This is a genomic window from Primorskyibacter sp. S187A (assembly GCF_049800955.1).
GTDB lineage: Bacteria > Pseudomonadota > Alphaproteobacteria > Rhodobacterales > Rhodobacteraceae > JAKVBH01.
Genome location: NZ_JBNAGA010000001.1, coordinates 2,065,077 through 2,077,736 on the forward strand (window position 1 = coordinate 2,065,077; position 12,660 = coordinate 2,077,736).

At 63.8% G+C, this 12,660-nt stretch carries 12 protein-coding genes; 10 read left to right on the forward strand and 2 right to left on the reverse strand.

What is annotated here, in order from left to right; translation table 11 throughout:
* Window positions 1-23: 23 nt before the first annotated feature.
* Together ACP15S_RS10285 and ACP15S_RS10290 are read left to right on the forward strand one after the other, a co-directional pair.
* Window positions 24-1,010 (forward strand): TIM barrel protein, encoded by a 987-nt coding sequence (locus tag ACP15S_RS10285; protein ID WP_425039482.1) that lies wholly within the window; start codon window positions 24-26, stop codon window positions 1,008-1,010.
* The gene (locus ACP15S_RS10290) at window positions 1,007-1,852 is read left to right on the forward strand and encodes a PfkB family carbohydrate kinase (protein WP_425039483.1); all 846 of its coding nucleotides are present in this window, start codon (window positions 1,007-1,009) and stop codon (window positions 1,850-1,852) included. The genes ACP15S_RS10285 and ACP15S_RS10290 overlap by 4 nt, the downstream gene beginning before the upstream one ends.
* On the opposite strand, the gene ACP15S_RS10295 is transcribed toward ACP15S_RS10290, so the two are convergent.
* Window positions 1,837-2,679 carry an amidohydrolase family protein gene (locus ACP15S_RS10295; RefSeq protein WP_425039484.1) on the reverse strand — a complete coding sequence of 281 codons (843 nt, stop codon included), beginning with the start codon at window positions 2,677-2,679 and terminating at the stop codon, window positions 1,837-1,839. The genes ACP15S_RS10290 and ACP15S_RS10295 overlap by 16 nt on opposite strands.
* Before the next feature lie 5 nt (window positions 2,680-2,684).
* Window positions 2,685-3,719: an aldo/keto reductase gene (locus ACP15S_RS10300; protein WP_425039485.1), complete on the reverse strand. Its 1,035-nt coding sequence runs from the start codon at window positions 3,717-3,719 to the stop codon at window positions 2,685-2,687.
* A gap of 109 nt (window positions 3,720-3,828) precedes the next feature.
* Here ACP15S_RS10300 and ACP15S_RS10305 point away from each other — a divergent pair, with 109 nt between their 5' ends.
* From ACP15S_RS10305 to ACP15S_RS10340, 8 genes are all read left to right on the forward strand, one after another.
* Window positions 3,829-4,629 (forward strand): BtpA/SgcQ family protein, encoded by an 801-nt coding sequence (locus ACP15S_RS10305; RefSeq protein ID WP_425039486.1) that lies wholly within the window; start codon window positions 3,829-3,831, stop codon window positions 4,627-4,629.
* Window positions 4,626-5,735: a M20/M25/M40 family metallo-hydrolase gene (locus ACP15S_RS10310; RefSeq protein ID WP_425039487.1), complete on the forward strand. Its 1,110-nt coding sequence runs from the start codon at window positions 4,626-4,628 to the stop codon at window positions 5,733-5,735. The genes ACP15S_RS10305 and ACP15S_RS10310 overlap by 4 nt, the downstream gene beginning before the upstream one ends.
* Complete coding sequence (locus ACP15S_RS10315) at window positions 5,735-7,225, forward strand: FGGY-family carbohydrate kinase (RefSeq protein ID WP_425039488.1); 1,491 nt, start codon at window positions 5,735-5,737, stop codon at window positions 7,223-7,225. The genes ACP15S_RS10310 and ACP15S_RS10315 overlap by 1 nt, the downstream gene beginning before the upstream one ends.
* Before the next feature lie 79 nt (window positions 7,226-7,304).
* Window positions 7,305-8,411: a carbohydrate ABC transporter permease gene (locus tag ACP15S_RS10320; protein WP_425039489.1), complete on the forward strand. Its 1,107-nt coding sequence runs from the start codon at window positions 7,305-7,307 to the stop codon at window positions 8,409-8,411.
* Entirely contained in the window at window positions 8,408-9,340 is a 933-nt protein-coding gene (locus ACP15S_RS10325; RefSeq protein ID WP_425039490.1) for a carbohydrate ABC transporter permease, read from the forward strand. Before ACP15S_RS10320 ends, ACP15S_RS10325 begins: the two co-directional genes overlap by 4 nt.
* Before the next feature lie 86 nt (window positions 9,341-9,426).
* The gene (gene ggt / locus ACP15S_RS10330; RefSeq protein WP_425039491.1) at window positions 9,427-11,220 is read left to right on the forward strand and encodes a gamma-glutamyltransferase; all 1,794 of its coding nucleotides are present in this window, start codon (window positions 9,427-9,429) and stop codon (window positions 11,218-11,220) included.
* A gap of 152 nt (window positions 11,221-11,372) precedes the next feature.
* Window positions 11,373-12,074, forward strand: coding sequence for an SDR family NAD(P)-dependent oxidoreductase (locus ACP15S_RS10335; RefSeq protein WP_425039492.1), 702 nt, complete (start codon window positions 11,373-11,375; stop codon window positions 12,072-12,074).
* 56 nt (window positions 12,075-12,130) lie between these two features.
* Window positions 12,131-12,649, forward strand: a complete 519-nt coding sequence (locus ACP15S_RS10340; protein ID WP_425039493.1) for a 2,4'-dihydroxyacetophenone dioxygenase family protein — start codon at window positions 12,131-12,133, stop codon at window positions 12,647-12,649.
* The last annotated feature ends 11 nt before the right edge of the window (window positions 12,650-12,660 follow it).

Consider the following 12,660-nt stretch of genomic DNA (forward strand, 5'->3'; position numbering starts at 1 on the left):
CGCCCTCGCCACTATTGTGGCTCATGAGCACAGACCAAACGCCCCGTTTCGCCGCCCGCCTCAACGCCTTCAAGATCGGCGCCGCCGCCTATTGGCCCGGCAAGAACACGATCACCGCGGCGGATCTCCTGGCCCGCGCCGCGACGGCTGGGCTCACGGCGGCGGATCTCAACTACCCCGATCACTTTCAGGACGACACGCCCCGCGATCTCATGGCCGCGCTGGACGACAACGGCATGGTGCTCAACGGCATGGCCATGCGCTATTACACCGATCCGGGCTACAAGCTGGGCGCCTTCACCCATCCCGACGCCACCGTCCGCCGCGCCGCCATTGACGAGACCAAGCGGGGCTTGGATGTGTTGGCGGAGATGGGCGGCTCACTCATGACGCTCTGGATGGGCCAAGACGGATTCGATTACTCCTTCCAGATGGATTACGCCCGCAGCTGGGGTGAAACGATCGAGGCCATGATCGAAGTGGCCGATCACAACCCGGGCATCGATATCGCGCTGGAATACAAGCCCAATGAGCCCCGCGCCTTTGCGCTCATGCCCGATGCCGCCACGACTTTGCTCGCGATCAAGGAGATCGCGCGGCCCAACACCGGGGTCACACTGGATTTTGCCCATGTGCTCTACGCCGACGAAATGCCCGCTTTCGCCGCCGCCCTCGTCGCGCGCCATTCGCGTATCCTCGGCGTGCATCTCAATGATGGCTACGGCAAGTGGGACAATGGCTTGATGGTCGGCGCGGTGCATCCGATCCAGACGGTTGAGCTGCTCGTGGAGCTGGAGCGCGCGGGCTATGACGGCGCGATTTACTTCGATACCTTCCCCGATCATTCCGGGCTTGATCCTGTGGAAGAGGCGCGCACGAATATCGAGGTGGTCGAAAAACTCCGCGCGATTGCGGCGGGTCTGGTACAGAACACGGAGCTGCAAAGCGCCATCGCCCGGCAAGACGCGCCTCTGGCCATGCGGCTGGTGCAGGCGGCGATGCTCAGGTGAGCGTCTTCGTTGTAGGCTCCCTGCATCTCGATGTGGTGCTGAACGCGCCACATCTGCCCGGTTTGGACGAGACCGTGACGGGCCATGACGTGGCATATGTCTTTGGTGGCAAGGGCGGCAATCAGGCGCTGGCGGCGGCCAAAATGGGCGCGGAGGTGGCTTTCGCCGGACGCGTGGGCGCGGATGGCTTTGGTGCCACGCTGCGTGAGACGCTCACGGCCAGCGGCATCGACATCACACAACTGCAACACGACCCCGGCCCCAGCGGCATGAGCGCGGCCATCGTGGATGCGCAGGGCGGCTATGGCGCGGTGATCGTTTCAGCGGCCAATCTCAATATCGCAGCAGAAGAGATTGTCCTCCCTCCGCAGACGCGCATCGTGTTGTTGCAAAACGAAATTCCCGAGGCCGTGAACCTCGCCGTCGCACAGCAGGCGCGGGCCATGGGCGCGCAGGTCTGGCTCAATGCCGCCCCCGCCCGTGAGGTGAGCGCGGCGCTCATGGACGCGCTTGATCTGCTGATCGTGAACCGCGTGGAAGCTGCGTTCTACGCTGGAAAAACGGATGGCACAGACACCCTGACAACGCTGGGCGCGGACGGTGTCCTCTATCGCGGCAAAGCCCATGCGGGCGTCCCGGTCGAGGTTGTTTCGACCCATGGCGCAGGCGACATGTTCGTGGGCGCGCTGGCGGCAAAGGTCGCGCGCGGGACCTCGCTGGTGGACGCCCTACCTTTCGCCCAGGCCGCCGCCGCCCTGCATGTGGCCTCAGACCTGCAAGCACGCGCAGGACTGACCCACGCAGCCGTCACCGCTTTCCTGATAGATCACACGAGCCGGTAAAACCGCGCCGCTGTGCCGCCAAAGATCATCGCCTGATCCGCCGCGCTCATCCGGGCCGTGAAGCCGCGCGCGATGTCGTGCCAGCTCTGGTAATCGCTCTGCAAACGGCACACCGGCCAGTCTGATCCCCACATGACCCGCTCCGGCCCGAAGACCTTGAGCACGTGCGCCACAAAAGGCTGCAGATCCTCAGGCGACCATCCATCATCGGCCTCCGTGACCAGCGCGGAGAATTTGCAACAGCCCGAGGTCTCTTCCGCCAGCCGGGACATGCCATCGGCCCAGGCTGAGAACGCATCCCGCCCGGCCCGCTGATCGCGGATTTGCGGCTTCATGCAATGGTCGTAGACCACGCGCATCTCCGGGTAGCGCGCCATGAGCGTCGCGAAATTCTCGATATGCTGGGGAAAGCCCAGGGCATCAAACGTGAGGTCCAGATCGATGAGCGCCGCGTAAGCCCATTGCACATCATCGCGCAGCATCCAGTTCACATCCGGAATGTCCTGGATCATAGGCCGCACACCGAGGAATTTCGGGTGCTGCGCGAGCCGTTCGAGATGGGCCAGATGACCGGGATCCTCAAAATCCACCCAGCCCACCACGCCTTTGATGAAGGGCGTCGCATCGGCGAGGCCCAGCATATATTCCGTTTCGTGAACGGTCGCGGCGGCCTGCACGAGCACAGTGCCATCGATCCCGTTGCGCGCCAGATGCCCGGCCAGATCGGCGGGCGCGTAGGCGCGGTTGAGCGTGGCATTGTCCTTGGGCATCCAGTCGTAATCGCCGCGCGAGGGCTGCCAGAAATGCTGATGGGCGTCGATCTTCATCAGGCTCACCCGCCTGTCGGCGCGTCTTCGCGCATCAGACCTTCCGACTTGAGATCGGACCAGAGCCCGGCCGGGATCTCCGCCTGCGCGGCCTCCAGATTGCCCGCCATCTCGGTGGTGCCCTGCCCGCCCGGGATCACGGCGACATGGGCGGGATGCAGGAGCGGGAACTGGAACGCCGCATCGACCATGCGCACCCCATGGGCCTCGCAAACCGCCTCAATGGCGTTGACCTTGTCGAGGATCTCCTGCGGGGCGGGGTCGTAATTGTAATAGGCCCCCTGCCGCGCGCCGGTGGCCAGAATGCCGGAATTGTAGGGCCCGCCGGTGACAATGCCGATGCCCCGCGCCTCGCAAAGTGGCAGGAAACTGTCCAGCGCGGCCTGCTCCAGCAGCGTATACCGCCCGGCCAACAGGAAGAGGTCAAAATCGCCCCGCTCCGCCAGCGTCTGGCAGACCTCCCATTCATTGATCCCACCGCCAATCGCCTTGATCAGCCCCTGATCGCGCAGGGAGACCATCGCGTCATAACCGCGCCCGCCGAAGAACTCCTCGATCCGCATGTCGGAGATCTCTTTCGAGCCATGGGAGAAGATGCAGAGGTCATGCACGTAGAGAATGTCGATCCGGTCCACGCCGAGGCGATTGAACGAAGCCTCGAACGAGCGCATCACCCCGTCATAGGTGTAATCGTAGTGCTCACGCCGCTGGGGCACCTCAAACCATTTGCCGATCCCGGTGCGATGCTCCGGCGCGCAGGGCTGCATGAGCCGACCCACCTTGGTGGAGAGCACGTAGTCGTCGCGCGGCTTGTCGCGCAGGAAGGGGTTGAGGCGGGTCTCCGACAGGCCCAGACCATAGAGCGGAGCGGTGTCATAATACCTGACACCCCCGGCCCATGCCGCATCCAGCGTGGCGCGCGCGTCGGCGTCGCTGATCGCTTTGTAGAGATTGCCCAAGGGGGCTGTGCCAAAACCCAGCTCCGTAAAGGTCAGCCCGCCATTGCCCAGCCGATCGTAATGCCGTGTCTTCAAAGCCATCTCTGTCTCCCCCTGATTGTCTGCGCGGTGTGCGCGCGAGCTTAGACGCATTTGTCTTTGCCTGCCTAGCCTTATCCACCTAATCTCACACCCGAAGAGGGAGAGGCACATGACCAAAAACTTCAAAGCCGTCTTCGGCGAGACGAAGCCAGTGATCGGCATGGTCCATATCGGCGCGCTGCCCGGATCGCCGCTTTTTGACCCCGCACTGGATCTGGTGGCTGCGGCGCGTGCTGATTTGCTGGCCTTGCAGGAGGCGGGCTTTGACGCGGTCATGTTCGGCAATGAGAACGACCGGCCCTATGAGTTCGAGGTTGATACCGCCTCCACCGCCACCATGGCCGCCATCATCGGGCAGCTGAGGGCAGAGATCACAGTGCCCTTCGGCGTCAATGTGCTCTGGGATCCGATGTCGAGCGTGGCGCTTGGTGCGGCCACGGGCGCGGGCTTCGTGCGCGAAATCTTCACCGGGACCTACGCCTCCGACATGGGCCCCTGGACGCCCGATGCGGGCCGCGCCATGCGCTACCGCGACCGGCTGGGACGCCCGGATATGGCGATGCTCTATAATGTCAGCGCCGAGTTCGCCCATTCGCTCGATGCCCGCCCCCTGCCCGACCGGGCGCGCTCGGCGGTCTTCTCGTCGATCCCCGATGCGGTGCTGGTCTCGGGCCAGATCACCGGCGAGGCGGCGGAAATGTCCGATCTCGAAGCGGTAAAGGCGGTGGTCCCGGACGTGGCGGTCATGGCCAATACCGGGGTGAAACACGAAACAGTGGCCGATGTGCTGGCCGTGGCCGATGGCTGCATCGTGGGCTCCTCGCTCAAGGTGGATGGCGACACATGGAACCCGGTAGATCCTGAGCGCGCGCGTGATTTCATGGCCCGGGCACGGGCGGCGCGCGCATGACCGCGCAGAGCGCGCAGACGCGCATTACAACCGACACGCTGGATCTGATGCGTATCCCCGGCCTCTCAGGCCATGAAGATCGGGTGCGCCGCGCGCTCCGTAGCAAGCTGGAGGCCATGGGCATTGAAAGCAGCGCAGACCGGCTGGGCAATCTTGTCGCGCATTTCCCGGGGCAAGGCCCCAAGGTCATGCTGTTCACCCATATGGACCAGCTGGGCTTCATCGTGCGGCGGATCGAGGCCGATGGGCTGATCCGGCTGGAGCGGTTGGGCGGTGTGCCCGAACGGGCGCTGGCGGCGCAGGAGGTGCTGATCTGCGTGGGCGAAGGCCGTGATGTGCCCGGTGTGATCGCCAACAAGTGCCACCATGCAACGACGCCGGAGGAGAAATACAAAGTCCTGCCTTATGCCGAGCTCTACGTCGATACCGGCATGTGCTCCGCTGAAGAGGTGGAGGCCGCGGGCATCCGCATCGGCACGCCGGTGGTCTATGCGCCGCACGCCAGCACGTTGGCCCATGGTCGGATCATGGGCACATCGGTCGATGATCGGGCGGGCTGCGCCGTGCTCCTGGAAGTGGCGCGACAGCTCAAGGCGCGCGAGAGCGGCCCGCCGGTCGATCTGGCTTTCACCGTGCTGGAGGAATTCAACCTGCGCGGCGCGCAGCCGCTGGCGCAACAGCTCCTGCCCGATATCGCGATCCAGATTGACCTGGCGCTGGCCACGGACACGCCCGACATGGGCGCGCGCGGCGATGTCACGTTAGGCGGCGGGCCTGGCATGGGGCTCTACTCCTTCCACGGACGCGGCACGCTCAATGGCGTGATCCCGCATCCCGCCATGGTGCATCTGATGGAGGAGAGCGCAGCTGCCGAAGGCCTGCCCCTGCAGCGCAGCGCGCAGGTCGGCGTCCTGACGGATCTCTCCTACGTCCAGCTTGTGGGCGCGGGCGTGGCCTCCATCGATCTGTGTTTCCCCATGCGCCATTCCCACTCTGCGCGCGAGCTTTGCGACGCCCGGGACCTCGCAGCACTTGCACAATTACTCAGCGCAGCGCTGGCCCGCATCACCCCTGATTTTGACCTCGACCGGGACGCATATACCTGATGGCTTACACACTTGGCATCGATATCGGCACCTATGAAACCAAAGGCGTTCTGGTTGATGAGACCGGGCGCATCCATGCCCAGGCCGCGCGCGGGCACGAGATGCTTGTGCCTGAGCCGGGCTGGGCCGAGCACCGCCCCGAAGAGGATTGGTGGGGCGATTTCGTCAATGTGAGCCAGACGATCTTGCGCGAGAGCGGCGTCGATCCGGCGGAGATCAAGGCCGTGGCCTGTAGCGCTATTGGGCCTTGCATGTTGCCGGTGGACGCTGCGGGCAGCCCCCTCATGAACGGGGTTCTCTACGGCGTCGATGGCCGCGCGGAGGCGGAGGTGCGCGAGTTGAGCGAGCGGATCGGCGAGGAGACCATCATCACGCGTTGCGGCAATGCGCTGACCTCACAATCGGTCGGCCCCAAGATCCTCTGGCTCCAGCGGCACCGGCCCGAGATCTTCGCGCAAACCACCCATATCCTGACCTCGACGAGCTTTCTGGTGCAGCGGCTCACCGGCGAAGTGGTGATCGATCACTACACGGCCGCCAATTTCTCGCCGCTCTATGATGTGGCTACGCAAAATTGGACCGACGATCTGGCGGATGACATCGTGGGGCTCGACAAGCTGCCCCGCCTGCTTTGGTCAAACGAAATCGCAGGCGAGATCACCGCAAAGGCCGCCGCAGAGACGGGCCTCGCGCCGGGCACGCCGGTGACCGCCGGGACCATTGACGCCGCCGCCGAAGCCTTCTCCGTGGGTGTCGATGGACCGGGCGACATGATGATGATGTATGGCTCGACGATCTTCATCATCCTGCGCGCGCAATCCCGCGTTGCCGATGCTCGCATCTGGTACGCGCCCTGGCTCTTTGAGGGAGAACATGCCTCGATGGCGGGTCTGGCGACCTCCGGTACGCTGACCCATTGGTTCCGCGATCAATTTGCGCCCGATCTGCCCAAGGAGAGCGCGTTCCCGACGCTGGCAGCAGAAGCCGCAGGCTCTCCGCCCGGTGCCAATGGCCTGCTGATGCTGCCCTATTTCTCCGGCGAGCGCACGCCCATCCATGACGTACACGCGAAGGGCGCGCTCTTCGGGCTCAACCTCACGCACAGCCGGGGCGACATCTACCGCGCGCTCATCGAAGGCATCGCCTATGGCACGCGCCACGTGACGGAGACCTTCGCAGAGCTGGGCCAGTCACCCACCCGCCTGCTCGCTGTCGGCGGCGGGACGAAAAATGCGCTCTGGCTACAAGCCACCTCCGACATCACCGGCATTGACCAGATTGTTTGCGAGAAGACGGTGGGCGCGAGCTACGGTGACGCGTTTCTCGCCGCCCTCGCCGTGGGCCTTGTCAGCCGCGCCGATATCGCCGCGTGGAACCCGCCCCAACAGGTGATCACGGCGCAGAGCGACCCGGCCTATGACACGAGTTACGCGCTCTTCCGCAGGCTCTACGAGCAAACAAAGGACATCGCGCGCGAGATCGGGGCGTGACGCGCGTGCCGATGGATTTCCCGCAAGACCAGTCATTTACCCTATTAACAGCGGCCCGTCCTGTGGTTAACCTTGCGTCATGAGCAGCACCGATGGCGATCTCCTTCATACCGTGACCGCAGACAATATCTCGGACAGCCGCAGGCGTCTGGGCAAGGCCATGGTCTGGGGTTCGGCGGCTTTGGTTGTCGTTCTTGCACTCTGGCAGATGGGCCATGAGACAGGCCGCATCGCCGCCGGGTTCAAGACATGGCGCCCGGTGCTCTATGCCTATGTGCTCTGGGGCTTCGCGCTCTGCGCCGCACAGGTGATCGTGAATGGCGAGAAGGGCAAGCGGACGCTCTTTGTCCTGCCTGCCGCGCTTTTTGTGATCAGCCTCGTGGTCTTCCCGCTGCTCTTTGCGCTCTATATCTCGTTTACCGATTGGAACCTTGCCTCGCCCAACGGTCCCCAGCCCAACGGCTGGGACAATATGCGCGAGATGTGGAACGATGGATTCTACTGGAACGCATTGAAAAACATGGTTTATTACGTGCTCGCCGTCAGCGTCGAGTATGTGATTGCCTTTGGCCTCGCGCTGCTGCTCAACGCGCAGATCCGGGCGCGCAAGTTCTTCCGCGTGGTCTTCCTGCTGCCCCTGATGCTGAGCCCTGTGGCCGTCTCCTGGATGATCGGCAAGTCGATGCTCGAGGTGCGGTTTGGCCCCATCGCCCGGGTGATCCGCGAATTGGGCGGCGAGCCAAGCTTCTTCGGCAGCCCCGAGATCGCGCGCTTCATGATCATGGCGATGGACGCCTGGACCTTCATTCCCTTCATGATGATCATGTTGCTCGCAGGCCTACAGGCCCTGCCCAAGGAGGTGCTGGAGGCCTCCAAAGTCGATGGCGCTTCGGGCTGGCAGAGCTTCAAGGAGGTGATCTTCCCGCTGATGCTGCCTGTCTCGGTCACGGCCATCGTGATCCGCATCATCTTCAAGCTCAAGCTCGCCGACATCATCATCAACGTGACCTCGGGCGGGCCCGGCGGCGCGACTGACAGTGTGACCAGCTTCATCTTCCGCGAGTACCGCGACCGCTCGAATGTGGGCTACGGGACGCTGCTGGCGATGATCTATCTGGTGCTGATCGTGATCTTCGTCACAGCCCTTCTTAAACTCGTCTCGCGCTGGATGGAGCGGCCCGCATGACTGACGCCACGACCAATCAGGCCATCTTCAAAGATCATGACGCCGACCGGCGCGTGCGCACCAAATGGTGGGCCAGTCGGATTGCCATTTATGGCGCGCTGATCACATGGACCGTGATCTGCCTCTTCCCGATCTTCTGGACCATCACCACCTCTTTCAAACTCGCGCCCGATGTGATGAAGGGCAACCTCATCCCTTGGGTCGATTTCACGCCCCGCTGGAAGGGTTGGGAGAGCATCGGCATCTCCCCGCGCCTCATTGGCGAGGTTTCGACCGTGCGGGAAGAATTCCTCAAGCGCTTCTGGAATTCCGCCGTGATCTCCGTCTCGGCCTCGCTTCTTGCGGTCATCCTCGGCTCGCTGGCGGCTTATGGCCTGTCGCGCTTCAACTATCGCTTCGGCTTCATGCGCAACTCCGACATCTCGTTCTTCTTCCTGAGCCAGATGATCCTGCCGCCGGTGGTCCTCGCTCTGCCCTTCCTCGTGCTCTACAAATCGCTGGCGCTCTTGGACAGCCGCATCGGGCTCATCCTGCTCTATACGCTCATGGTCCTGCCTATCGTGATCTGGATCATGCGCGATCAGTTTCAGGGCATCCCCATTGAATTGGAGGAAGCCGCCCTCGTCGATGGCCTTGGCATCTGGGGCGCATTCATCCAGATCGTGCTGCCCATTGCGCTGCCTGGCATGGTCGCGGCGTTTATCCTAAGCCTTGTACTTTGCTGGAACGAGTATTTCTTCGCGGCCCTCCTGACCGCGACAAATGCCACCACCCTGCCCGTCATGGTCGCCTCGCAGACCGGCTCGCAGGGGATCAACTGGTGGTCCATGGCCGCCCTTTCCTCGGCCGCGATCCTGCCCCTCGTCTTCGTGGCGATCTTTCTTGAAAAATACATCATCAAAGGCATGGCGGCGGGCGCGGTCAAATAGCGCTTGTTTCGCGGCGCAGCCCCAAAGGGTTTGCAATTTTCCCTGAACCCGTCAGCATGGGCGCAAACAATCTCAGGGAGTCTTTCATGCCACGCATTCTACTTAAAACCGCATTTCTTTTGACCTGCGGGATCACGCCCCTGCACGCCCAGCAAGCCGCAGACGCGGTTGACCCGGAGATGGCCAGCGACACGTCGGCCTTCGACACCCTGTCCGATGCGGCACAGGCGGCGCTGGCGGCCAAGAACGCGGGCACGCCCACAAGTGCGGAGAACTGGATGGTTGCCGCCGCCAATCCGCTGGCGGTAGAAGCAGGTGCTGCCGTGCTGCGCGAAGGCGGGACAGCCGCTGATGCGATGATTGCCGTGCAGGCCGTCTTGGGCCTTGTGGAGCCGCAATCGTCGGGCTTGGGCGGCGGGGCCTTCCTCGTGTGGTACGATGCCAATTCCGGCGCGGTCACGACGCTGGACGGGCGCGAAACCGCGCCTTTGGCCGTGACGCCCCGGCTCTTTCAGACCGCCGAGGGCGAGCCCATGGGCTTCTGGGATGCGGTTGTGGGCGGCAGGTCGGTCGGCACACCGGGCACGCCGATGCTCATGGAAGAGGCCCATAAACGTTGGGGCCGCGCTGATTGGGCCGGGCTCTTTGGACCGGCAATCTCGCTGGCCGAGGACGGGTTCACCGTCTCCGAGCGCATGGCCAGCTCCATCGCGGGCGGCGCAGAGCGGCTACAGACCTTCACCCGCACAGCGGAATATTTCTTCCCCGGCGGCGAGGCCCTGCAAGCGGGCGACACGCTGGTCAATGATGACTACGCCAACACGCTCCGCCTGATCGCCGCCCATGGCAGCGACGCCTTCTACACGGGGCCCATCGCGGACGACATCGTGGCCACGGTCCGTACCGCAGCGGGCAATCCCGGCGTGCTGAGCGCCATGGATCTCGCGATCTACAAGGTGATCGAGCGCGCGCCGGTCTGTGTGCCCTACCGCGCCCATGAGGTCTGCGGCATGGGCCCGCCCTCCTCAGGCGCGCTCACTGTGGGGCAGATCCTCGGCATGCTGGATCGCTACGATCTGGCGGCCATGGGGCCTGAAAGCGCGGAGGCCTGGCGGCTCATCGGGGATGCCTCGCGCTTGGCCTTTGCCGATCGGGGCCGCTACATGGCCGACAGCGATTACGTGCCCATGCCCACCGAAGGGCTGACGGACGCTGCCTATCTCGACAGCCGCGCAGCACTTCTGGAAGGAGATATGGCGCTGAGCGAGGTGGCCCCCGGGGCGCCCGAGTGGGATCACGCGCAGCTCTGGGCTGATGACGTCTCACTCGAGCTAGCCTCGACCTCGCATATCTCCATCGTGGACCAATACGGCAACGCGCTCTCGATGACGACAACCATCGAGAACGGCTTTGGCTCGCGTCTCATGGTGCGGGGCTTTCTGCTCAACAATGAGCTGACGGATTTCTCCTTCCGCACCCACCGCGACGGCGTGCCCATCGCCAACCGGATCGAGCCCGGCAAACGCCCGCGCTCGTCAATGTCGCCCACCATCGTGTTGAAAGACGGCGCGCCTGATCTCGTCATCGGATCACCGGGCGGCAGCCGGATCATTGGTTACGTGGCCAAGTCGATCATCGCGCATCTCGATTGGCGCATGGATGTGCAGCAAGCCGTGTCCCTGCCACATCTGGTCAATCGCTTCGGCACCTATGATCTGGAAGAGGGCACCGATGCGGCTGCGCTGGAAGGCCCGCTGACCGAGATGGGCTTCAAGGTGAACCTGCGCGGCCTGACCTCGGGGCTGCATGTGATCAAGGTCGGCGAGACCCTGAAGGGCGGCGCAGATCCCCGGCGCGAAGGCATTGCGCTCGGCGAGTGATCCAGACCCACTCATGGCTGCATCCCGCGAGAGCATCGCGGGGTGCGGTGCGCGAGGGCAATTTACGCAAACATGCTTCCCAAATCGCCAATATCATTGGATGATACCCCGGACGCGCCCGGGCCCCGCCCCGGCGCATGGGAGGATCAGACATGAAGCATGCGCTCGTCACAGGCGGTACGCGCGGGATCGGCGCAGGCGTCGCCCGAACGCTGGCCCGGCACGGCTGGTCGGTTGTGGCGGCGTCTGTGTCACAAGACGAACTGGACGCCTTCGCGCCGCAAGACGGGATCACGACACACCTCCTCGACGTGACGGATCAGGCCTCGGTCGATGCGCTCTTTGGCGGGCTGACCGGGCTTGATGCGCTGGTCAATTGTGCGGGCATTCTGGTGCGCGGCGCGGAATATGACATCGACACTTTCGCACGCGTGCTGGATGTGAACCTCACGGGCACCATGCGGTGTTGCCTCGCCGCACAGCCTCTGCTCGCGGCCTCCGGCGGCGCGATTGTAAACACCGCCTCGATGCTCAGCACCTTTGGCGGGCCGCTGGTGCCCGCCTATTCCGCATCCAAAGGCGGCGTGGCGCAGCTGACCAAGGCGCTTGCGGGCAAATGGGCCGAGGACGGCATTCGCGTCAACGCCATCGCGCCGGGCTGGATCGAGACAGAAATGACCCAAGCCTTGCGCGACGATCCCGCGCGCACGGCCGGGATCATGGCCCGCACGCCCCTGAAGCGCTGGGGCAAGCCAGAAGACGTCGGCGCGCTGGTGCACTGGCTTTTGAGCGATCAGGCCAGCTTCGTCACCGGATCGGTCTATCCGGTCGATGGTGGCTATCTGGCGATGTAGAGATTTGGCCCGCAAACACTTGGCCCGCAACACCCTGGCCTTTTGAGGAGAGACCCATGAAAGACGAAGATCTGTCACGGATGCCCTATCAACTGCCCTTCCCCAAGGATGCGCAGGACGAAATCGTCATCCCCAATGCCTTGACCGAGGATGAGCGGCTCTGGGTGCCGCAGGCGGAGAACGTCTGGTTTCGCCCCCTGTGCCTCAACCGCTCACAGGGCTATTGGATGAACCTGCTCAAGGTCAAGAAAGCCGGGGTCCTCTCGCGCCATCGCCATCCCCAGCCGGTGCATGGCTTCGTTCTCAAGGGCCGCTGGCATTATCTGGAGCATGATTGGGTGGCCGAGGAAGGCGGTTATGTCTATGAGCCGCCGGGGGAAACCCATACGCTTGTGGTGCCTGAGGATGTCGAGGAGATGGTCACGTTTTTTCAGGTCAATGGCGTGATGTGCTACGTCGATCCCTGGGGCGCGGTCACGGGGTATGAGGATGTCTTCAGCAAGATCGACCTGTGCCGCAAGCATTTCGCCGAAGTGGGCTTGGGCGAAGACTACGTCGATCAATTCATTCGCTGATCCCGCCCGCA